Genomic DNA, 22,633 nt, shown 5'->3' with positions numbered 1-22,633 from the left:
GTCTAGGCCAAGTGCCGGGCAGTAGGCCAGATATGGAATCCGGCGGCGTACCCGGGCGCGATGAGGCTATGTCAGTCGGCGACGGCTGCCGTGTCGGACTGTTCGCTGAGCTTGTCGGCCAGGCGCACGAAAGCGGCGAGATCCAGTTGTTCCGGACGCAGGCTGCCATCGACACCGGCGGCTTCGATCTCGGCGCTGCCGAGCAGGGCCTTGAGCGTGTTGCGCAGGGTCTTGCGACGCTGGTTGAAGGCTTCGCGAACGACCCGCTCAAGCAGGCGATGGTCCTTGGCCGGGTGCGGCAGCACGGCGTGGGGCACCAGGCGGACAATCGCCGAATCGACCTTCGGTGGCGGATTGAACGCGCCGGGGCCGACATTGAACAGGTGTTCCACGCGGCAATGGTACTGGACCATGATCGACAGGCGACCCCAGTCGCCGCCACCCGGGCCGGCGGCCAGGCGCTCGACGACTTCCTTTTGCAGCATGAAGTGCATGTCGCGGATCAGGCTGGCGTTGTGCAGCAGGTGGAAAATCAGCGGCGTGGAGATGTTGTACGGCAGGTTGCCGACCACTCGCAGGCTGTTCGGCGCGGCATTCAGGCTGGTGAAGTCGAATTTCAGCGCATCGCCCTGATGCAGGTTGAAATTCGCCTTGCCGGCGAACTGCTGGTTCAGGATCGGGATCAGGTCCTTGTCCAGTTCAACCACGTCCAGCTGTGCACCGCTGCCCAGCAAGCCTTCGGTCAAGGCGCCCTGGCCCGGGCCGATCTCCAGCAGGCGGTCCTCGGACTTGGCATGGATGGCGCGCAGGATGCGGTCGATCACGCCGGCGTCGTGCAGGAAGTTCTGCCCGAAACGCTTGCGCGCCCGGTGTTGGTATTGCTCGCTCATAAACGGGTCTCGGCCATCTGGTAGGCGGTTTCCAGGGCGACTTGCAGGCTGCCGGTGTCGATTTTGCCGCTGCCGGCCAGATCCAGGGCGGTGCCATGGTCGACCGAGGTGCGGATGATCGGCAAGCCCAGGGTCACATTGACTGCCGCGCCGAAACCTTTGTATTTCAGTACGGGCAGGCCCTGGTCGTGGTACATCGCCAGCACTGCATCGCAGTGCTCCAGATATTTGGGGGTAAACAGAGTGTCGGCGGGCAGCGGGCCACGCAGATCCATGCCTTCGATGCGCAGACGCTCCAGGGTGGGTTCGATGATGTCGATCTCTTCGTGGCCCAGATGGCCGCCTTCGCCGGCATGGGGGTTGAGCCCGCAGACCAGGATGCGCGGTTGGGCAATGCCGAATTTTTCCTTGAGATCGGCATGCAGGATACGTGTGACGCGCTCCAGGCGTTCGGGAGTGATCGCGTCCGCCACCTGGCGCAAGGGCAGGTGAGTGGTGACCAGCGCCACCCGCAATCCGCGGGTGGCCAGCATCATGACGACCTGGCTCGTGTGGGTCAGGTCCGCGAGGAACTCCGTGTGGCCGGAGAACGCGATGCCGGAATCGTTGATCACGCCCTTGTGGACCGGGGCGGTGATCATGCCGGCGAAATCGCCGTCCAGGCAGCTCTGGCCGGCGCGGGTCAGGGTTTCCAGCACAAAGGCCGCATTGGCCTTGTCCAGCTTGCCGGCGACGACCTGGGTCGCCAGCGGCGTATCCCATACATACAGGCTGCCTGCCGGGGCCGGTCGTTCGGGCCAGTTGCCCGGCCCCACCGCCAGCAGGTCGACGGCCACGGCCAGTTGCGCGGCCCGCTCGGCGAGCAGGTCACGACTGGTAATGGCAATCAGGGGATGAGGCTGGGGTTGCGAGGCGAGCAGCAGGCAAAGGTCTGGACCTATGCCCGCCGGCTCGCCGGGTGTCAACGCGAAACGCTTGGGTTTCACTGGGCCGCCTGGTCTGCGCCAGGGAGCTTGATTTCAACGTAGGCTTCGTCGCGGATCTGGCGCAGCCAGGTTTGCAGCTCTTCATCGTACTTACGGTTACGCAGCACGGTCATGGCCTGCTGTTCGCGTGCCTGCGTGGTGCTGTCGGTGGCGCGACGGCCAAGGACTTCCAGCACGTGCCAGCCGTATTGGGTCTTGAACGGCTTGGACAGCACGCCTTGTGGCGTTTTTGCCATCACTTCCTGGAACTCCGGAACCAGTACCTTCGGGTCGATCCAGTTCAGGTCGCCGCCGTTGAGGGCCGAACCCGGATCTTCCGAGAAGCTCTTGGCCAGGGTGGCGAAGTCTTCGCCATTCTGGATGCGCTCGTAGAGTTTCTGGGCCAGGGCCTGGGTCTCGGCTTCGCTGCGAATGGCGTTCGGCTTTATCAGGATGTGACGAACATGGACTTCGTCGCGCATCTGGGTTTCGCCGCCGCGCTTCTCCAGCACCTTCAGGATGATGAAACCGCCCGGAGTACGCGCCGGTTCGGTGATGTCACCGACTGGCATGCTGCTCAGCAAATGGTCGAACGGTGGTGGCAGTTGCGCCGGCTTGCGCCAGCCCATGTCGCCGCCTTCGAGGGCGTTGTCGCTACCGGATTTGGCAATGGCCAGCTGGGCGAAGTCGGCACCCTGCTTGAGCTGCCGGTAGACGTCCTGGGCCTGGGCCGCTGCGGCCTGGATCGCCTGCGAACTGGCGCTGTCCGGCGTGGAGATAAGGATGTTGGCCAGGTGCAGTTCTTCGGAGAGCTGCATCTTGCCCAGGTCGGAGGCGAGGAAGTTCTTCACTTCCTGCTCGGAGACCTGGATGCGTTCGGCAACGCGGCGCTGGCGCACGCGGCTGATGACCATTTCGCGGCGGACCTGATCCCGTGCGTCCTCATAGGAGAGGCCGTCGTGGGCCAGCGCGGCCTTGAACTGGTCCACCGACATGTTATTGCGCTGGGCAATGGTGCCGATGGCCTGGTTCAGTTCCTCGTCGGAGATGCGAATGCCGGAGCGTTCGCCGATCTGCAGTTGCAGGTTTTCGACGATCAGGCGCTCGAGGACCTGCTGGTCCAGGACGCTGGTCGGTGGTACGCCGCCGCCACGCTTGGCGATGCTCTGCTGGACTTCGTGGACGCGCTGGTCCAGTTGGCTCTGCATGATCACGTCGTTGTCGACGATCGCCACGACGTTGTCGAGGGGCTGCACGGCGGCGTGAACCGCCGCGCTCAGGACCAGCGCGCCCAGCATCAGCGGGCGCAGACAATCAGAAAGCTTGATCTTCACGTTCACGATAACCTTGGATGCCTTTGTCGAGGAAGCTCTCTAGCTTGGCGCCGGTAACGCCGCCGAGTCCCTTCAGGACAATTTGGAGGAAGATGCCATGGTCGCCTTTCTCGTTTTGCGGGGCGTCCTGGCTGAACTCGTCATACTTGACCCAGTAACGGTTGATCAGGCGCAGTTTCCAGCAGCAGTTGTCGTACTCGAAACCACCGAAGGCTTCCAGCGTACGGTTGCGGTTGTAGTCGTACTGCCAGCGGCTGATGACGTTCCACTGCGGCACGATCGGCCAGATCACCGAGAAGTCGTGCTGCTGGATCTTGTAGTAGTCCTTCACGAAGCCTGGTGTGCCCGGGGTGCCGTAGTCGCCACCGAACTGCCATTGGCCGGTGTTCTGGTTGTAGATCACCTGGTCGTTGCGATAGCGATAGCCGGCGTTGAAGACCTTGTTCGGGTTGTCTTCAGGCTGGTAGTGGAACATTGCGCTGCCGGAACGCGGGCTGTGGCTGTCCGGGTCCCAGTTGTAGTCGGCCGTCGCACGCCAGTCGTGGTTGAAGCGATAGGCGTATTCCAGGGCGTAGGGCGAAACGTTGGAGGTGGCGTCGGCGCGAGTACGGTAATTGACACCCGGCAACTGGACGGTACGGTCCTTGAAGTACAGCGCCTGGCCGATACTCACGCGTTGACGTTCGAAGCCATTGTCTTCGATCCAGCGGCTGGTGAGGCCCAGGGACAGCTTGTTCTCGTCGCCGACGCGGTCCGAACCGGAGAAGCGGTTGTCGCGGAACAACGAGGCATAGTTGAAGCTGTACTCGCCAGTGTCAAACACCGGAATGTTTTTCTGGTCTTTCTCCGGAACATAGAGATAGAACAGGCGCGGTTCCAGGGTCTGGCGATAGTTGGTGCCAAACAGACTGGTGTTGCGGTCGAAATACAGACCACTGTCGATGCTGGCGATCGGAACGCTACGGCTCTGCGAACTATCGAAAGACTCGCCGAGAGGAGTCGCGAGCGGGTTGTTGACCAGATCGTCCCGGCCTTGGGAGCCCAGGTCCAGATCATACTTGGTGTACTGGTACTTGAGCGATGGCGTGATATAGCCATAGGTCCAGTTCATCGGCAGGCTGACACCCGGTTTGAGGTTCAGGCGAGTGCCGTTGGCACGTGCCAGACCCACCACGTTGGTGTCCAGGCGAGGAGTACCGCCGGTGGGGTTCCCGTTGGCGTCGAACGGCCCGCCATCCTTGTCGAAGAAATTGCCGGTTTCCAGGCTGCGCTCGAAACGTACCGCTTCAGTCTCGTAAGTGAAATCCAGGCCTTCAGGGTGGTAGGGCAATGTACCGTTGAAGGTGATCTGCGGCAGCCGGTTGTAAGGCGTGATGTTCGACACGCTGGCCAACTGGTAGGCCTGCACATTGAGCCGGGCGGTGTAATCGTCGCCGCGGTAGCTGACGGCGCCTTGCTGGTTGACGTAGGCGCTGGAATCCTTGACGCCGATCTGGTCGCTTGTCAGGTCCTGGAAGTAGTAGGGATCGCTGATCTTGGTGTAGTCGACCTCGGTCAGTACACGCGAATCCAGGCCACCCTTGTGCTGCCAGTTGATCATGTAGCGGGTTTTTTCGGAGTCGGTCTGCTTCGAGCGATCATTGCTGTCGTCGTTCAGGTACGCGCCGCCGAACTGGCCTTCGCTGGACTTGGTCAGGTAGCGGAACTCGCCTTCCATCAACAAGCCGCGCTTGGTCATGTAGCGTGGGTACAACGTGGCGTCGTAGTTCGGCGCCAGGTTGAAGTAGTACGGGGTGACAAACGTGAAGCCGCTATCGCCACCCGAACTGAAGCTCGGCGGCAGGAAGCCGGACTGGCGACGGTCGTCGATCGGGAAGTAGATGTACGGCGTGTACAGGACCGGAATGTCCTTGACCCGCAGTGTCACGTTGGTCGCGGTACCGAAACCGGTCGCCGGGTTCAAGGTGATGTTGTTGCCCTTGAGCTGCCAGGCGTTGCTGTTCGGTTCGCACGTGGTGTACGTACCGTCCTTGAGACGGATGATCGCGTTTTCGGCACGCTTGGCATACAGCGCGCTACCGCGGATACGCGACTTGTGCAGAACGTACTCGGCGTTGTCGACCTTGGCTTCGCCAGTGTCCAGTTGCACGTCGGCGTGATCGCCGACCAGCAGGGCGCCGTTGTCGCGGACACGCACGTTGCCGTTCAGCTCACCACGGTTTTCCGCCTGGTACAGGCTTGCCTCGTCGGCCTCGACCTGCATGCTGCCCTGGCGCATGACCACGTCGCCGGCCAGGCTGGCGACCTGCTGGTCCTGCTCGTAACGGGAAGCCTTGGCACCGATAAAGGTCGGCGCGTCACTTTTATTCGTCTTGTCATTCATGCCAGGACGAATCGGTTCGATATAGGAACCAGAGCAGTAAGGACCGGTTTCGGCCAATTGCGCAGGCGTCAGCTTCTCGCGTGGGACCCAGTCGAGGTGACTGTAGTCGGCACTGCGCGATTTCAGGCCACGGCCCTTGGCTTCGGTGACCAGCTTGGTCGCCGGTGCGGAATCGCCGCCGGAACCGCTGTCAGCCGTGGCCTCCGTGCTGCCGCCAACCGAACCCGCTTCATGCACGGGACGTGGTGGCAACTGGGCGGTGGTCGCCTTGGGCGCACAGCTCCAGGCGCCCGAAGCTGAGGCCGAACAGTCATACTGTTCAGCAGCGACGACGAACGAAGTGGCTAAAGGTTGCAGGGCCAGCAAACCGCCGGTGACCAGCAACGGAAACTTTCTACGAAACGCGGGGGATTTCAATGCCATCTTATTAGTCCGGGCTTCCTGCGTGCCATCTGCCCGCGGTAAAGGGCCGCACGCCTATCGATGGTCTGAAAAAGATGCTGGATAATAAAGCATGACCCGCTTGACGGCTAGCGCCGTCGGAGACCCTTGTAATGCCTGACCAAGATCTACGCTTGCAACACCTGAAAGTTTGGCTGGATAAGCAGTTGACCACGTTGTTCCTGACTGAAGGCTGGGGTGCCGTGCCCGCGGCCACATTGACCGCGGCCAGCAGCGACGCGAGTTTCCGCCGATATTTCCGTTGGGAAGGCGAGGGCCGCAGCTTTATCGTGATGGACGCTCCGCCCCCCGGGAAAACTGCAAACCCTTCGTGGATATCGCCCATTTGCTGGCGAAATCCGGCATCAACGTGCCAAAAATTCATGCGCAGGATCTGCAGAACGGATTTCTTTTGCTCAACGACCTGGGCAACCGGACCTATCTGGATGTGATCGACGCCGAAAACGCCGATGCCCTGTTCGCCGATGCCATCGATGCCTTGCTGGCTTTTCAGCAACTGCCGATGGATGCCGGACTGCCGAGCTACGATGTCGCGCTGTTGCGCCGCGAGCTGGAACTCTTTCCCGAGTGGTATGTGGGGCGTGAGCTGGGCATCGATTTCAGCCAGGCACAGCTCGAGCGCTGGCAACGGGTCAGTACGCTGTTGATCGACAGCGCGCTGGCGCAGCCGAAAGTGCTGGTGCACCGCGACTACATGCCGCGCAACCTGATGCTGAGCGAGCCCAATCCGGGCGTGCTGGATTTCCAGGATGCGGTCTATGGGCCGGTGACCTATGACATCACCTGTCTGTTCAAGGACGCCTTCCTCAGTTGGCCCGAAGCCCGGGTCGGTGACTGGTTGCACAGCTACTGGCAGCAAGCCGGGCGCCTGGGCATTCCGGTCCAGCCGGACTTCGAGGAATTTCGCCGGGCCAGCGACCTGATGGGCGTGCAGCGTCACTTGAAGGTGATCGGGATCTTCGCCCGTATCTGCCATCGTGATGGCAAGCCGCGCTACCTGGCGGATGTACCGCGCTTCTTTGCCTATATAGAGGCGGTACTGGCGCGCCGTCCGGAACTGGCCGAGCTGGGCGAGTTGTTGGCCAGCCTGCGCCAGCCCGCGGGTGCTGTCGTATGAAGGCGATGATCCTGGCGGCGGGGAAGGGCGAGCGCATGCGCCCGCTGACCCTGCACACGCCAAAGCCGCTGATTCGTGCCAGGGGCGTCCCGTTGATCGACTACCACCTGCGGGCTCTGGCGGCGGCGGGCTTCAAGGAGATTGTCATCAACCATGCCTGGCTGGGGCAGCAGATCGAAGACTACCTTGGCGATGGCTCGCGTTATGGCTTGAGCATCGCCTATTCGCCGGAAGGTGAGCCGCTTGAAACCGGTGGGGGAATCTTCCGGGCGCTGCCGTTGTTGGGAGAAGAGCCCTTCCTGGTGGTCAACGGCGATATCTGGACCGACTACGACTTTTCGGCACTGCGTCGTCCGCTGGCCGGGCTGGCGCACCTGGTGATGGTCGACAATCCGCCTCATCATCCGGCGGGCGGAGACTTTGTCCTGGATGACGGTCAGGTGCGTGATGATGAGCCGTATGCGGCCAGGCTGACCTATAGCGGCATCTCGGTGCTGCATCCCGGGTTGTTTGCCGGTTGCGTCGCGGGGGCGTTCAAGCTCGCACCGCTGCTGCGTCAGGCGATGGCCCGGCGGCAGGTCAGCGGAGAACATATGAAGGGGCACTGGGTGGACGTCGGCACTGTCGAGCGCCTGGCCCAGGTCGAGCAATTGCTGGAAGAGAGACACTGATATGTTGTGGCCAGGGACTCTGATTGGAGCCGGGGCGGGCTTTGCCATTGCCAGCATTCCGGGGGCCATGCTCGGCGCATTGCTGGGGCAGGCGCTGGATCGGCGCCTGCAACTGCACAGCCTGGCGCATCTGCGCGAGCGCCTGGGCGGCAAGCCGGCATTGCGCAACGACGAGTTGTTGTTTGTCCTGCTCGGACGCCTTGCCAAGAGCGATGGGCGGGTAGTGGATGGGCATATCCAGCAGGCACGTCAGGAAATGCGCCAGCTGGATATGGGCGAAGCCGCGCAGCGCCGGGCGATTGCCGCGTTCAATCGCGGCAAGTCGGGGAGTGACCGCCTGCGTGGCTATCTGCGCCACCTCAAGGCTCAACCCCACGCCGCGGAAGGTGTGCTGCGGGCCTGCTGGCGGATGGTCTGGGCCGATGGCCGGGCCGGGCGCGAGGAGCGTGAACTGATTCTGCTCTGGGGCAAGTGGCTGGGCTGGACATCGCAGCAGATCCAGGCCCTGGCCAGCGACTACGAACCCGCGCGCAGGCCGCTGATGAGCAGTGCCGGAAGCTATCAGGATGCCCTGCGGATCCTGGGGGTAGCGCCCACCAGCGAACCGGCGCAGATCAAGCGGGCGTATCGGCGCCTGTTGAGTCGCCATCATCCGGACAAGGTGGCGGGCGGCGGGGCGACACCCGCCGAAGTGCAGGACGCCACCGAGAAAACCCGCGAGCTGCACCAGGCCTATGCGCTGATCCGCGAGCGGCGGGATTTTCGCTAGGGCGTTTGCCCATGAACAGCCAGGAGCAACAGCCAGGAAACTACTGGCTGTCGTCCTGGGGATTCAGATAACCACGAATACGACGGAACAACTGTTCCTGGCCCGGATTGCCCGGCAGCGCCTTCAGTGACACCTGGGTGTAGCTGGAGGTCTTCTGACGCTTGCTGGCCTGCAGGCGCTGCAAGGCGGCTTTGCGATCCAGCGGGTTGTCCTGGTAGAAGAAGTCGGCGATCGGCAGTTTCAACCCCGGCGTCAGTTGCCCCAGGTCCGGCTTGGCACTGATCGGCGTCTGCGCCGCCACGAGCACCAGCTTCTGCACCTGCGGCGAGGCCTTTTCGGTCATGTAGCGGGTCGCCCAGTAGGCACCGGTGCCATGGCCGAGCAGAACGATGCTGCGGGCATTCTGCTGTTGCGCATAGGCAATGGCGGCATCGAATCGGGCAAAGATCCGTTCGGCATCGGCCTTGAGCGGGTCTTCGCTATTCTCCACCACGGCCGGGTCGGGGCTGTCGGCTTCGGCGCTGGCCGCCTGCTCGATGGGTTTGGCGGTGGTACTGGCGTCCTTGCTGTTGGTGGATGCCGGCTCGGCCGGTTTGGCGGCTTCGACGACCCGCGGCAGGCTGGCTTCGCTTTGCAGGTCCGGGAGTGTCAGACTCAGGCTGCTCCACTGGGCGTCCGGCAGCTTGCGTCGCAAGGGCCCGACGGCCTGGGGCCAGTCAGCGGTTTCGCCGGCGCCCGGGATGATGATCACCGCCCCGGTGGGCGAGGGCGTGTTGGCCGGTTTCCACAGGGCGAGGAAGTTGTCGCCCGCGGCTTGCAGTTGTTGCTGCTCCTGCTGCGGCAGTTGTCGCTCCAGCGCGGTCGCGTCTTCCTGGCTGCGCTCGGGCAAGGGCTGGCGCTCGACCGGTTTTTCGGCGGGGGCTGGTGCTGCTGCGGGTGCCGGATCGGCCGCCAGGACCGGCGCGGCAAGCGGTAGTATCAACGACAGGCACAGCGCGGGGAGTGCCGAGCGGTAGACAGGGGGCATCGGATTTTCCAGGCCAGAAGTAATCCTGGCAGCCTAATGGGTTGGTCAGTATTTGTCAGTGTGGATGAGTCGTATCATGCGTTTTTGCTGCCTGTGGGTTATCGGCTGTTTGTGTTTTCCCTTGATGGCTTTTCCCTCGGGGCCTGGGCTGCGCCTGCGCCTCACGGGACCGGCCTGCCGTTGTCCGGCGCGCAGCAGCAGTGGCTCGACGCGCATCGGGAATTGCGTGTCGGCCTGGTGCTGCAGGCACCCTATGCCCAGTACGACCGACGCTTGCAGCGGCTGTCGGGGGCCAATGTCGAGCTGATGAACTGGTTGGCGAAGGCCATGAATGTGGAGCTGACCTGGCGTAACTTTCCCGATCAGGCCCAACTGGAAAAAGCCCTGGGCGAAGGCGAGATCGACCTCGCCCCGGGCCTGACCCAGACGCCGGCCGGTCTGCGCCTGTGGTTGTTCTCCGATCCCTACATGCGCGTGCCGCAGCTGGTGGTGGGCGAACGCAACGGTGCCGGGGCTGTCGAGCTGGAAAAGCTCGACAGCCAGACCCGTGTCGCCGTGCGCATGCCCAGTGCCATTGCCGATTACCTGCGTAGCACCTATGCCAACCTCAATCTGCAGGGCGTGCCGCTGGAACGCCAGGCACTGCAATTGCTGCTGAGCCAGCAGGCCCGTTACGCGGTGGTCGACGAGGCCCAGCTCAGTCGTTTGTCCGCCGAGGAAGAGTTTGCCGGATTGGCGGTGGTGGGGGATATCGGCCTGCCGCAACTGCTGCGGGTGGCGACCCGGCGCGACTGGCCGGAACTGGCCGGGATCGTCGAGAAGGCCCTGCATGCGGTGCCGGCCCGGGACCTCGACCAGTTGCATATGCGCTGGTTGCAGCCCAAGTATCCGCGACTTTCCGCCTCGCCGGGGTTCTGGCAGAACCTCTGCCTGCTGCTGGCGGTGATGTTGCTGGCGAGCCTGGCGATCGTGTTCTGGTTGCGTCGTCAGCAACGCAGCCTCGAGCAGGCCCTGCTGGCCTCTCGTGAAGATCTCGCCTTGCGCGAAGCCAGCGAAGAGGCCCTGCGCCTGACCCAGTTCTCCATCGACCAGAGCACGGTGGGGATCCTCTGGGTCAACTGGGACAGCCATGTACGCTATGCCAACCGGGCGGCGGAAGCCATGCTGGGTTACCCGCCCGGTGCCCTGTTCGATCGGCCGCTGATCGACTTCGAGCCGAACCTGCATATGGACCGCTGGCTGAACCTGTGGAAACGCGCCCGGGCCAGTGACGAGGCACCGCAAAGTTTCGAGACCCGCTGCCTGCGCGCCGATGGCAGCATCCTGCCCGCGGATGTGTCCCTCAGCTTCCTGCGCTTTCGCGACGGTGAGTACCTGGTGGTCTATATCAACGACGTCACGGAGCGCCGCCGTGCCCTGGCGGCCTTGCAGGAAAGCGAGGCGCGGCTCAAGGGGATCGCGGCGAATGTCCCCGGCCTGGTGTTTCGCCTGGAGCGCGTGCCGCAGACCGGCGAACTGTATTTTCCCTATATCAGCGAAGGCAGCGAGAGCCTGGTGGGCTATCCCCCGGCCACCCTGCGCCAGCCGGATATCGGCCTGCGCAGCCTGGTGCATGCGCACGACCGGGCCGATTATCACCGCGTCCAGGACCTGGCCGTGGACTCCGGGAGCGACTGGTCCTGGCAGGGCCGGATCATGACCCGCGAGGGCTGGCAGCGGTGGGCGGAGATCAAGGCCATCACCCGCCGCCTCGAGGACGGTACGGTGGTCTGGGACGGTATCGTCTGGGATATCAGTGAAAGCAAGCGCATCGAACTGGAGTTGGCCAGTTCCCGCGAGCAGTTGCGCGAACTGTCGGCGCACCTGGAGAGTGTCCGCGAAGAAGAAAAGGCCCGTATCGCCCGTGAGGTCCATGACGAACTGGGTCAGATGCTGACGGTGCTCAAGCTGGAAACCTCCATGTGCGAGTTGGCCTACGCTCAACTGAACCCCGGGCTGAATGAACGCCTCAACAGCATGAAAAAGCTGATCGCCCAGTTGTTCCAGTTGGTGCGTGATGTGGCGACGGCGCTGCGTCCGCCGATTCTCGATGCCGGTATCGCCTCGGCGATCGAGTGGCAGGCCCGGCGCTTTGAAGCGCGCACGCAGATCCCGTGCCTGGTGCAGGTCCCGGAAAACCTGCCGAGACTCAGCGACGCCAAGGCCATCGGCCTGTTCCGGATCCTCCAGGAGGCGTTGACCAATGTCATGCGCCACGCTCAGGCGCATACTGTCGAACTGACATTGGCGATTGATGGCCAGGACCTGTGCCTGAGTATCAGCGACGATGGCGTGGGTTTTGTCGCCCCCAGTGGCCGGCCGACATCCTTCGGGGTGGTGGGCATGCGCGAGCGAGTGCTGATGCTCGGCGGCAGCCTCTCGCTGGAAAGCCACGTCGGCGAGGGCACGACCCTGAGCGTCCGTGTGCCGTTGGATCGGCCCCAGGATAGATGATCCCCCTTTGATCGAGCAGGAGTAGCGCGTGATCCGTGTACTGGTAGCCGAAGACCACACCATTGTCCGCGAAGGCATCAAGCAATTGATCGGCCTGGCCAAGGATCTCCAGGTCGTGGGGGAGGCGAGCCATGGCGAGCAGTTGCTCGAAGCCCTGCGGCACACGCCCTGCGAGGTCGTGCTGCTGGACATCTCGATGCCCGGCGTCAACGGCCTGGAAGCGATTCCGCGGATCCGGGCGTTGAATAATCCGCCGGCGATCCTGGTGTTGTCGATGCATGACGAAGCTCAGATGGCTGCCCGCGCGCTCAAGGTCGGTGCCGCCGGCTACGCCACCAAGGACAGCGATCCGGCACTGCTGTTGACGGCCATTCGCAAGGTGGCGGCTGGCGGTCGTTATATCGACCCGGACCTGGCCGACCGGATGGTCTTCGAAGTCGGCCTGACCGACTCGCGTCCCTTGCACGCCCTGCTGTCGGAGCGGGAGTTCTCGGTGTTCGAGCGCCTCGCCCAGGGCGCCAATGTGAACGATATCGCCCAGCAACTGGCCTTGAGCAGCAAGACCATCAGCACCCACAAGGCCAGGTTGATGCAGAAGCTCAACATCACTTCCCTTGCCGAGCTGGTGAAATACGCGATGGAGCACAAGCTGTTGTAGGGATCGACGCCCGCGGTTCCGACAGACAGAGGGGCGGTACATGCTCATTAACGACAGGCTGGCGCGTGCGTCCAACGGTGCTTCGGGCCCTTTCGCCGGGCAGGGCTTTCCCGCTTATCCAATAACGCCATCCTTGTAGGGCAATCCCTACCCCAATTCTTCCACACTGCTGAGGACAATCTCTCACACCCCCCGATTTGCGCTGCCGCAAGGGTTCACTAGGCTTAGACCACGGCAGTCAAAAACAAAAGGTGTGGGTATGAGCGAGGTCGATTCAAGCGCTGGGGCGAAGGACATTCTGGTCAGCTTTCGTGGTGTGCAGAAGAGCTACGATGGCGAGAACCTGATCGTCAAGGACCTCAACCTGGACATTCGCAAGGGCGAATTCCTTACCCTGCTCGGGCCTTCCGGTTCCGGCAAGACCACCAGCCTGATGATGCTGGCCGGGTTCGAAACCCCGACCGCCGGCGAGATCCAACTGGCCGGACGCTCCATCAACAACGTGCCGCCGCACAAGCGCGATATCGGCATGGTGTTCCAGAACTATGCCTTGTTCCCACACATGACCGTTGCCGAGAACCTGGCGTTCCCGCTGACCGTGCGCGGTCTGAGCAAGACCGACGTCAGCGAGCGGGTCAAGCGTGTCCTGGGCATGGTCCAGCTCGACAAGTTCGCCCAGCGTTATCCGGCGCAACTGTCCGGCGGCCAGCAACAGCGCGTGGCACTGGCCCGGGCCCTGGTGTTCGAGCCGCAACTGGTACTGATGGACGAACCGCTGGGGGCGCTGGACAAGCAATTGCGTGAACACATGCAGATGGAGATCAAGCACCTGCACCAGCGCCTGGGCGTGACCGTGGTCTATGTGACCCACGACCAGGGTGAAGCCCTGACCATGTCCGACCGCGTGGCGGTGTTCCATCAGGGGGAAATCCAGCAGATCGCCCCGCCGCGCACCCTCTATGAAGAGCCGAAGAACACCTTCGTCGCCAACTTCATCGGCGAGAACAACCGCCTCAACGGTCGCCTGCACAGCCACACCGGCGATCGCTGCGTGGTCGAGCTGGGGCGCGGGGAAAAGGTCGAGGCGCTGGCGGTGAATGTCGGCAAGGCCGGCGAGCCGGTCACCCTGTCGATCAGGCCGGAGCGCATCAGCCTCAACGGCTCCAGCGAATCCTGCGTCAACCGCTTCTCGGGCCGCGTGGCCGAATTCATCTACCTGGGCGACCACGTTCGTGTGCGCCTGGAAGTCTGCGGCAAGACCGACTTCTTCGTAAAACAACCCATTGCCGAGCTGGATCCGGCACTGGCGGTCGGCGATGTCGTACCCATTGGCTGGCAGGTCGAGCACGTTCGCGCGCTGGACCCGTTGCTCGACGCTGGCTGAGCGCTGTAACCCAAGAGGCGAATCAATCGCCCCGTGCTTCACCAACCTGCACTCGTGGAGAGAAGAATAAATGCTCAAATCCCTGAAATTCAGTGCCCTCGCGTTAGGGCTGATGTGCGCGGCAAATGCCATGGCGGCGACCGACCTGACCGTGGTGTCCTTTGGTGGCGCGAACAAGGCGGCCCAGGTCAAGGCCTTCTACACCCCTTGGGAAGCCCAGGCGGGCAACGGCAAGATCGTTGCCGGCGAATACAACGGCGAGATGGCCAAGGTGAAGGCCATGGTCGACACCAAGAGCGTGTCCTGGGACCTGGTGGAAGTCGAATCGCCGGAACTGTCCCGTGGTTGCGATGAAGACATGTTCGAGCAACTGGATCCGGCCCTGTTCGGCAAGTCCGAAGACTACGTCAAGGGCGCCATCCAGCCTTGCGGCGTCGGTTTCTTCGTCTGGTCGACCGTGCTCGCCTACAACGCCGACAAGCTGTCTTCGGCACCCGCCAGCTGGGCCGATTTCTGGGATACCAAGAAATTCCCGGGCAAGCGCGGCCTGCGTAAAGGCGCCAAGTACACCCTGGAATTCGCCTTGATGGCCGACGGTGTCGCACCCAAGGACGTCTACAAGGTACTGGCCGGCAAGGATGGCCAGGACCGCGCATTCAAGAAGCTCGATGAGCTCAAGCCCTACATCCAGTGGTGGGAAGCCGGTGCCCAGCCGCCGCAGTACCTCGCTTCCGGCGACGTGGTCATGAGCTCGGCCTACAACGGCCGGATTGCTGCCGTGCAGAAGGAAAGCAACCTGAAAGTGGTCTGGAACGGCGGGATCTACGATTTCGACGCCTGGGCCATTCCAAAGGGGTTGGACAAGGCGCGTGCCGATGCGGCGAAGAAGTTCATCGCTTTCTCGGTCATGCCGCAGCAGCAGAAGACCTACTCGGAAAACATCGCCTACGGCCCGGCCAATACCCAGGCAGTACCGCTGCTGGCCAAGGACATCCTGAAGGATATGCCGACCACTCCGGAAAACATCGCCAACCAGGTGCAGATCGACGTCAGTTTCTGGGCTGACAACGGCGAGCAACTGGAGCAGCGCTTCAACGCCTGGGCCGCGAAGTAACGGAACACGGTCTCGCAGACGCTGCATAACCCTGTAGGAGCCGGCTTGCCGGCGATGACGGCCGATCAGGCGATGCAAGCCTTACGGGCCTCATCGCCAGCAAGCCGGTTCCCACAGGGACCCTGTTCAACCCGTTGGGTTTGTGTGTTTCAGAAGAACAGCAGGCGGTGTCCCGTAACGGGATACCGGCCGTTGTCACAATAAAGTATTCCGGAGTTCGCCATGGCCATCACCGTTCCTCTGAACGAGGGGACCAGTCCCACCCTGAAGCAGCGCCTGGCGCGTGCCGAGCGGGTCAACCGCTGGAAGGCCCAGGCCTTGATCGCGCCGCTGGTGCTGTTTCTGTTGCTGGTGTTCCTGGTCCCCATCGTGGCGCTGCTCTATAAAAGCGTCGGCAACCCGGAGGTGGTCGGTGCCATGCCACGGACCGTGGCCGCCGTCGCTGCCTGGGACGGCAAGAGCCTGCCCGGCGAGCCGGTGTACAAGGCCCTCAGCGAAGACCTGGGCGAAGCGCGCAAGAACCAGACCCTGGGCGATCTGTCCAAGCGCCTGAACATGGAACTGGCCGGCTACCGCAGCCTGCTGACCAAGACCGCCCGCGCCTTGCCGTTCAAGACCGAGCCGGCCTCTTATAAAGAAGCCCTGGAAGCCCTCGATGAGCGTTGGGGCGACCCGGCGTACTGGCAGGCGATCCGCCGCAACACCAGTAGCATGACCCCCTATTACCTGCTGGCGGCCGTCGACCATCGGATCGACGACCTCGGCGAACTGGCCCCGGCCACTCCGGACCAAGCGATTTACCTGGATATCTTTGCCCGCACGTTCTGGATGGGCCTGGTCATCACCGCGATCTGCCTGGTCCTGGCGTATCCGCTGGCCTACCTGCTGGCGAACCTGCCGGCGCGCAAGAGCAACCTGCTGATGATCCTGGTGCTGCTGCCGTTCTGGACATCGATCCTGGTTCGGGTCGCGGCCTGGATAGTGCTGCTGCAGTCGGGCGGCCTGATCAACAGCGCCCTGCTGGCCATGGGCGTGATCGACAAGCCGCTGGAACTGGTCTTCAACCGTACCGGGGTCTACATCTCCATGGTGCACATCCTGCTGCCGTTCATGATCCTGCCGATCTACAGCGTGATGAAGGGTATCTCGCCGACCTATATGCGGGCGGCGATTTCCCTGGGCTGCCATCCGTTCGCCAGTTTCTGGCGGGTGTACTTCCCGCAGACCTATGCCGGGGTTGGCGCGGGCTGTCTCTTGGTGTTCATCCTGGCGATTGGTTACTACATCACCCCGGCACTGCTGGGCAGCCCGAACGACCAGATGGTCAGCTATTTCGTCGCCTTCTACACCAACACCAGCATCAACTGGGGCATGGCGACGGCACTGGGTGGCTTGCTGCTGCTGGCCACCGTGCTGCTGTACCTGATCTACAGCCGGCTGGTCGGTGCAAGCCGCCTGCGCCTGAGCTAAGGAGAGAATCGAAATGCTGAGTCCGTACATGTCGCCCGTCGAGCGGGTCTGGTTCTACAGCTTGCGCATTCTGTGCGGGCTGATCCTGCTGTTCCTGATCCTGCCGGTGCTGGTGATCATTCCCCTGTCGTTCAACTCGGGCAGCTTCCTGGTCTATCCGCTGCAAGGCTTTTCCCTGCACTGGTACCAGGACTTCTTCGGCTCGGCCGAGTGGATGCGTGCCTTGAAGAACAGCATCATCGTGGCGCCGGCGGCGACCGTGCTGGCGATGGTCTTCGGCACGCTGGCGGCGATCGGCCTGACCCGCGGCGACTTCCCGGGCAAGTCGCTGGTCATGGCCCTGGTGATTTCACCGATGGTGGTGCCGGTGGTGATCATCGGCGTGGCGAGCTACCTGTTCTTCGCGCCGCTGGGATTGGGCAACAGCTTCTTTTCCCTGATCGTGGTGCATGCGGTGCTGGGCGTGCCCTTTGTGATCATTACCGTCTCGGCGACGTTGCAGGGCTTCAACCACAATCTGGTGCGGGCCGCGGCCAGCCTCGGCGCTTCGCCGCTGACAACGTTCCGCCGGGTGACCTTGCCGCTGATCGCGCCGGGGGTGATTTCCGGGGCGCTGTTCGCCTTTGCCACCTCGTTCGATGAAGTGGTGGTGACGCTGTTCCTGGCAGGTCCCGAGCAGGCGACGCTGCCGCGGCAGATGTTCAGCGGTATCCGCGAGAACCTCAGCCCGACCATTGCCGCCGCCGCCACGCTGCTGATCGTCTTCTCGGTGATCCTGTTGCTGACCCTGGAGTGGTTGCGCGGACGCAGCGAGAAACTGCGTACCACCCAGGTATGAACAACCTGTCCGATCGTTCCCTCGCGCCTGCGGGGGAACGATCGGCTTGCCATTCATCGTTTGAATAGGCTGAAAAAGGCCAATCCCCGGCTATTCTTGCTCGTGCCCTGATCATCACGACAAGAAGGCTGCGACCATGAGCATTTCCGCATTCAAGATCGCCCATAAACTGATCACCGGCTCCGGCGCCATCGAGCAACTGGCCGATGAACTGACCCGGCTGGATGTCGACAACCCGTTGATCGTGACCGATGCCGCGCTGGTCACCTCCGGTACTGTCGAACTGGCCCTCGCCCATCTGGGCGGACGCAGCTACGAGATCTACGATCGGGTAATGCCCGACCCGGAAATCGCCATTGTCGAAGACTGCATGCAGGTCTACCGCGAAGGCGGGCACGATGGCCTGATCGGCCTGGGTGGCGGCAGCGCCATCGATATCGCCAAGAGTGTTTCGGCCTACGCCGGTTATCACGGCGCCCTCGAAGACCTGTTCGGCATCGATCATGTACCGCGCAAAGGCCCGCCGCTGATTGCCATCCCGACCACCGCCGGCACCGGTTCCGAAGTGACCAATGTAGCGATCCTTTCCGACAAGCAGGCGCAACTGAAGAAAGGCATTGTCAGTGACTACCTGCTGCCGGACGTGGCCCTGGTCAGCCCGCAGATGACCCTGACCTGCCCCCGTGGCGTGACCGCCGCCAGCGGTGTCGATGCGCTGGTGCACGCGGTCGAGGCCTACCTGTCGCTCAACGCCTCGCCGATCACCGACGCCCTGGCCATTGGCGCCATCAAGCTGATTGCCAGGGCCTTGCCCAAGGCCTATGCCAACCCGGCCAACCTGCCGGCCCGCGAAGACATGGCCACGGCCAGCCTGATGGCCGGCATGGCCTTCGGCAATGCCGGCGTCGGCGCGGTGCATGCCCTGGCCTATCCTCTCGGCGGGCGCTTCAATATCGCCCACGGGGTGAGCAATGCACTGTTGCTGCCGTATGTCATGCAGTGGAACAAGCTGGCCTGTGTCGAGCGCATGCAGGACATCGCCATTGCCATGGGCGTGAATATTGCCGGCCTGAGTACCATCGAGGCGGCGGACAAGGCGGTCGCCGCTATGAGTGAACTGTGTCGCGCGGTGGAGATTCCGGTCGGCCTGAACAGCTTCGGCGTACCCATGGACGCGATCCCGGCCATGGCCGTGGAGGCGGCGGGCATCGAGCGGCTGATGCGCAACAACCCGCGGCGGTTGAGTGCGATGGATATCGAGAAGATCTACCGCGCCGCCTACTGAAGTCGCAGCAAGGCTGCCTGGCGACGGTGCGGCCAATCATCGCGGTCACGGTGCGCGTGGCGAAGCAGGAGGTATACAATGCGCGCCACCGTGATTCTGCTCAAAAAAGGTGCGTCATGCAGCCCTTCGCAATTGCTCCGTCGATTCTCTCCGCCGACTTCGCCCGCCTGGGCCAGGAAGTGGACAATGTTCTCGCCGCCGGCGCCGACATCGTTCACTTCGATGTCATGGACAACCATTACGTCCCCAACCTGACCATCGGCCCGATGGTCTGTGCGGCGTTGCGCAAATACGGCATTACCGCGCCGATCGACGCGCACCTGATGGTCAGCCCGGTAGACCGCATCATCGGCGACTTCATCGAAGCCGGCGCGACCTACATCACCTTCCACCCGGAAGCCACGCTGCACGTCGACCGCTCCCTGCAGATGATCCGCGAAGGTGGTTGCAAGGCCGGCCTGGTGTTCAACCCGGCGACGCCGCTCGACGTGCTCAAGTACGTGATGGACAAGGTCGACATGGTCCTGCTGATGAGCGTCAACCCGGGCTTCGGCGGGCAGAAGTTCATTCCCGGCACCCTCGACAAGCTGCGTGAAGCGCGGGCGCTGATCGACGCCTCGGGCCGGGATATCCGCCTGGAAATCGACGGTGGCGTGAATGTGAACAACATCCGCGAAATCGCCGCCGCCGGAGCCGATACCTTTGTCGCCGGTTCGGCGATCTTCAACGCCCCGGACTACCGGGAAGTGATCGAGAAGATGCGCGCCGAACTGGCGCTGGCTCGTCCATGAGCGGCTTCGAGCAGCTCTTTCCGGGCCGTCTGCCCAAACTGGTGATGTTCGATCTGGATGGCACGTTGATCGATTCGGTGCCGGACCTGGCGACGGCGGTGGACAAGATGCTGCTCACCCTGGGACGTCCCACCGCCGGCCTCGAGGCCGTGCGCGAATGGGTCGGCAACGGTGCCCTGGTGCTGGTGCGCCGGGCATTGGCCGGCGGTCTCGATCATGCGGCGGTGGCCGACAGCGAAGCCGAACATGCGCTGGAAATCTTCATGGACGCCTATGACGGCGGCCATGACCTGACCACGGTCTACCCCGGCGTGCGCGAAGCCCTGAAGTGGATGCAGAAGCAGGGCGTGGAAATGGCCCTGATCACCAACAAGCCCGAACGCTTTGTCGCGCCGCTGCTCGATGAAATGAAGCTGGGGCGGTTTTTCCGCTGGATCATCGGCGGCGATACCCTGCCGCAGCGCAAGCCCGACCCCGCGGCGCTGTTCCATGTGATGAAAATGGCCGGGATTCCGGCATCGCAGTGCCTGTTCGTCGGCGATTCACGCAACGATGTGCAGGCCGCCAAGGCTGCGGGTGTCATCTGCGTGGCCCTCAGCTATGGCTACAACCATGGCCGGCCGATCGCCGAAGAACAGCCGGCGCTGGTCATCGACGACCTGCGGGCACTGATTCCCGGTTGCCTGGAAGCTGGCGCTGAGCTAATGTCGGCGGACTGTCTTCAATCCCCTCCTGGAAACGCCATCGTGGTGGTCACTCGCAAACTCTGGATGAAAGTCATCAAGGCCCTGGCCCGTTGGCGTTGGCGCGCCTGACATGATCCTGGCCGCCTGTGCGGCGCGTTTGCATACCTGACTGTTTGAACCTCAAGCCACGAGGCATATCATGACCCGCGAAGAATTCCTGCGTTTGGCCGCTGCCGGCTATAACCGCATCCCGCTTGCCTGCGAAACCCTGGCCGACTTCGATACGCCGTTGTCGATCTACCTGAAACTGGCCGACCAGCCCAATTCCTATCTGCTGGAGTCGGTGCAGGGCGGTGAGAAATGGGGCCGCTACTCGATCATCGGCCTGCCGTGCCGCACCGTGCTGCGAGTGCATGACCACCGCATCAGCGTGACCCATGACGGCGTCGAGATCGAAAGCTGCGAAGCCGAGGATCCCCTGGCCTTCGTCGAGGAATTCAAGGCCCGCTACAATGTACCGACCATCGCCGGCCTGCCGCGTTTCAACGGCGGCCTGGTGGGCTACTTCGGTTATGACTGCGTGCGCTACGTCGAGAAGCGCCTGGGCAAATGCCCGAATCCGGATCCGCTGGGCGTGCCGGATATCCTGTTGATGGTCTCCGACGCCGTGGTGGTCTTCGACAACCTGGCCGGCAAGATGCACGCCATCGTTCTGGCCGACCCTTCCCGGGACAATGCCTACGAACAGGGCCAGGCACGCCTGCAGGAGTTGCTGGGGCAATTGCGCCAGCCGATCACGCCACGCCGCGGGCTGGAACTCGACCGGCCGCCGGCCGCCGACCCGGTATTCCGCTCGAGCTTTACCCAGGGCGACTACGAGCGTGCGGTCGATACCATCAAGGAATATATCCTGGCCGGCGACTGCATGCAGGTGGTGCCGTCCCAGCGCATGTCCATCGACTTCAAGGCCGCGCCCATCGACCTGTACCGGGCGCTGCGCTGCTTCAACCCGACGCCGTACATGTACTTCTTCAATTTCGGCGATTTCCATGTCGTCGGCAGTTCGCCGGAAGTGCTGGTGCGGGTCGAGGACAACCTGATCACCGTGCGGCCGATCGCCGGTACCCGTCCGCGGGGCGCCACCGAAGAAGCCGACCGGGCGCTGGAAGAGGACCTGCTGTCCGATGACAAGGAAATCGCCGAGCACCTGATGCTGATCGACCTGGGCCGCAACGATACCGGGCGGGTATCCGAGATCGGCTCGGTAAAACTCACCGAGAAGATGGTGATCGAACGCTATTCCAACGTCATGCACATCGTGTCCAACGTCACCGGCCAGCTGAAAAGCGGCCTGACGTCCATGGATGCATTGCGGGCGATCCTGCCGGCGGGCACCTTGTCCGGTGCGCCGAAGATCCGCGCCATGGAAATCATCGACGAACTCGAACCGGTCAAGCGCGGCGTATACGGCGGCGCGGTCGGTTACTACGCCTGGAACGGCAACATGGACACCGCTATCGCCATTCGTACCGCGGTGATCAAGGACGGCGAGCTGCATGTGCAGGCCGGTGGCGGTATCGTCGCCGACTCGGTGCCGGCGCTGGAGTGGGAAGAAACGCTGAACAAGCGTCGCGCGATGTTCCGTGCGGTCGCCCTCGCTGAACAAACCCCCGCGTCCGACGCCTGAGGAGCTTTTTGTCATGTTGCTGATGATCGATAACTACGACTCGTTTACCTACAACGTCGTGCAATACCTCGGCGAGCTGGGCGCGGACGTCAAGGTCGTGCGTAACGACGAACTGACCGTGGCCGAAATCGAAGCCCTCAAGCCTGAGCGCATCGTGGTCTCGCCGGGGCCCTGCACGCCGACCGAAGCCGGTATTTCCCTGGAGGCGATCAGGCATTTCGCCGGCAAGCTGCCGATTCTCGGCGTCTGCCTGGGACACCAGTCCATCGGCCAGGCCTTTGGCGGCGATGTGGTGCGTGCCCGCCAGGTCATGCACGGCAAGACCAGCCCGTTGTTCCACGAAGGCAAGGGCGTGTTCGAAGGTCTCAACCTGCCGTTGACCGTCACCCGCTATCATTCCCTGATCGTCAAGCGCGAAACCCTGCCCGAGTGCCTGGAGCTGACCGCCTGGACGCAACTGGAGGACGGCTCGGTCGATGAGATCATGGGCTTGCGCCACAAGACACTGAACATCGAAGGGGTGCAATTCCACCCCGAGTCGATTCTTTCCGAGCAGGGCCACCAGCTGTTCGCCAACTTTCTCAAGCAGACCGGCGGCACGCGCTAAGG

17 protein-coding genes and 2 pseudogenes are annotated in these 22,633 nt (G+C 63.0%); 14 read left to right on the top strand and 5 right to left on the bottom strand.

The genetic code is table 11. The features are described 5' to 3' along the window. Nucleotides 1–71 precede the first annotated feature (71 nt). Genes rsmA through KI243_RS29650 form a run of 4 tightly spaced genes read right to left on the bottom strand, consistent with a single transcriptional unit; the run spans nt 72 to nt 5,995 of the window. Nucleotides 72–890, bottom strand: coding sequence for a 16S rRNA (adenine(1518)-N(6)/adenine(1519)-N(6))-dimethyltransferase RsmA (rsmA, locus tag KI243_RS29665; RefSeq protein ID WP_017128685.1), 819 nt, complete (start codon nt 888–890; stop codon nt 72–74). After that, nucleotides 887–1,876 carry a 4-hydroxythreonine-4-phosphate dehydrogenase PdxA gene (gene pdxA, locus KI243_RS29660; protein ID WP_017128684.1) on the bottom strand — a complete coding sequence of 330 codons (990 nt, stop codon included), beginning with the start codon at nt 1,874–1,876 and terminating at the stop codon, nt 887–889. The genes rsmA and pdxA overlap by 4 nt, the downstream gene beginning before the upstream one ends. Next, nucleotides 1,873–3,189 (bottom strand): peptidylprolyl isomerase, encoded by a 1,317-nt coding sequence (locus KI243_RS29655; RefSeq protein WP_042936631.1) that lies wholly within the window; start codon nt 3,187–3,189, stop codon nt 1,873–1,875. Before KI243_RS29655 ends, pdxA begins: the two co-directional genes overlap by 4 nt. After that, nucleotides 3,170–5,995 (bottom strand): LPS-assembly protein LptD, encoded by a 2,826-nt coding sequence (locus tag KI243_RS29650; RefSeq protein ID WP_177131854.1) that lies wholly within the window; start codon nt 5,993–5,995, stop codon nt 3,170–3,172. The genes KI243_RS29655 and KI243_RS29650 overlap by 20 nt, the downstream gene beginning before the upstream one ends. Before the next feature lie 131 nt (nt 5,996–6,126). Between KI243_RS29650 and KI243_RS29645 the strand changes: the two are divergent. From KI243_RS29645 to KI243_RS29635, 3 genes and pseudogenes are all read left to right on the top strand, one after another. Next, nucleotides 6,127–7,151, top strand: a pseudogene (locus KI243_RS29645) (phosphotransferase). Then, entirely contained in the window at nt 7,148–7,822 is a 675-nt protein-coding gene (gene murU / locus KI243_RS29640) for an N-acetylmuramate alpha-1-phosphate uridylyltransferase MurU (RefSeq protein WP_212810192.1), read from the top strand. The pseudogene KI243_RS29645 and the gene murU overlap by 4 nt, the downstream one beginning before the upstream one ends. A 1-nt stretch (nt 7,823) precedes the next feature. Continuing rightward, nucleotides 7,824–8,591 carry a TerB family tellurite resistance protein gene (locus tag KI243_RS29635; RefSeq protein WP_177084622.1) on the top strand — a complete coding sequence of 256 codons (768 nt, stop codon included), beginning with the start codon at nt 7,824–7,826 and terminating at the stop codon, nt 8,589–8,591. A gap of 40 nt (nt 8,592–8,631) precedes the next feature. Here the strand turns inward: KI243_RS29635 and KI243_RS29630 are convergent, their stop codons facing one another. After that, complete coding sequence (locus tag KI243_RS29630; protein ID WP_177084620.1) at nt 8,632–9,618, bottom strand: alpha/beta hydrolase family protein; 987 nt, start codon at nt 9,616–9,618, stop codon at nt 8,632–8,634. A gap of 73 nt (nt 9,619–9,691) precedes the next feature. Here KI243_RS29630 and KI243_RS29625 point away from each other — a divergent pair. The 11 genes and pseudogenes from KI243_RS29625 (at nt 9,692) to KI243_RS29575 (ending at nt 22,631) form a co-directional block, all read left to right on the top strand. Further along, nucleotides 9,692–12,111 (top strand): annotated as a pseudogene (locus tag KI243_RS29625) (transporter substrate-binding domain-containing protein). A gap of 28 nt (nt 12,112–12,139) precedes the next feature. Then, on the top strand, nt 12,140–12,769 hold the full coding sequence (locus KI243_RS29620; RefSeq protein ID WP_017128676.1) for a response regulator transcription factor: 630 nt from the start codon (nt 12,140–12,142) through the stop codon (nt 12,767–12,769). A gap of 259 nt (nt 12,770–13,028) precedes the next feature. Further along, nucleotides 13,029–14,153, top strand: coding sequence for an ABC transporter ATP-binding protein (locus tag KI243_RS29615; RefSeq protein WP_017128675.1), 1,125 nt, complete (start codon nt 13,029–13,031; stop codon nt 14,151–14,153). 70 nt (nt 14,154–14,223) lie between these two features. Beyond that, on the top strand, nt 14,224–15,267 hold the full coding sequence (locus KI243_RS29610) for an ABC transporter substrate-binding protein (protein WP_177084616.1): 1,044 nt from the start codon (nt 14,224–14,226) through the stop codon (nt 15,265–15,267). Nucleotides 15,268–15,489: 222 nt separating this feature from the next. Further along, nucleotides 15,490–16,737: an ABC transporter permease gene (locus KI243_RS29605; protein WP_017128673.1), complete on the top strand. Its 1,248-nt coding sequence runs from the start codon at nt 15,490–15,492 to the stop codon at nt 16,735–16,737. 13 nt (nt 16,738–16,750) lie between these two features. Further along, the gene (locus KI243_RS29600) at nt 16,751–17,575 is read left to right on the top strand and encodes an ABC transporter permease (protein ID WP_017128672.1); all 825 of its coding nucleotides are present in this window, start codon (nt 16,751–16,753) and stop codon (nt 17,573–17,575) included. Nucleotides 17,576–17,711: 136 nt separating this feature from the next. After that, nucleotides 17,712–18,860, top strand: a complete 1,149-nt coding sequence (locus KI243_RS29595; protein WP_212810191.1) for an iron-containing alcohol dehydrogenase — start codon at nt 17,712–17,714, stop codon at nt 18,858–18,860. A 116-nt stretch (nt 18,861–18,976) separates the two neighbouring features. Beyond that, the gene (rpe, locus tag KI243_RS29590) at nt 18,977–19,651 is read left to right on the top strand and encodes a ribulose-phosphate 3-epimerase (protein ID WP_177063045.1); all 675 of its coding nucleotides are present in this window, start codon (nt 18,977–18,979) and stop codon (nt 19,649–19,651) included. Beyond that, nucleotides 19,648–20,466, top strand: a complete 819-nt coding sequence (locus tag KI243_RS29585; RefSeq protein ID WP_017128669.1) for a phosphoglycolate phosphatase — start codon at nt 19,648–19,650, stop codon at nt 20,464–20,466. The genes rpe and KI243_RS29585 overlap by 4 nt, the downstream gene beginning before the upstream one ends. Before the next feature lie 70 nt (nt 20,467–20,536). Beyond that, nucleotides 20,537–22,024, top strand: coding sequence for an anthranilate synthase component I (trpE, locus tag KI243_RS29580; RefSeq protein WP_017128668.1), 1,488 nt, complete (start codon nt 20,537–20,539; stop codon nt 22,022–22,024). Nucleotides 22,025–22,037: 13 nt separating this feature from the next. Continuing rightward, nucleotides 22,038–22,631 (top strand): aminodeoxychorismate/anthranilate synthase component II, encoded by a 594-nt coding sequence (locus KI243_RS29575; protein WP_017128667.1) that lies wholly within the window; start codon nt 22,038–22,040, stop codon nt 22,629–22,631. Nucleotides 22,632–22,633 lie beyond the last annotated feature (2 nt).

This window comes from Pseudomonas sp. Ost2, assembly GCF_018326065.1.
In the GTDB taxonomy this organism is placed as follows: Bacteria; Pseudomonadota; Gammaproteobacteria; order Pseudomonadales; family Pseudomonadaceae; genus Aquipseudomonas; species Aquipseudomonas gingeri.
The sequence above is the reverse complement of the archived record's forward strand: the minus strand, read 5'-3'. Positions and strand labels throughout refer to the sequence as shown.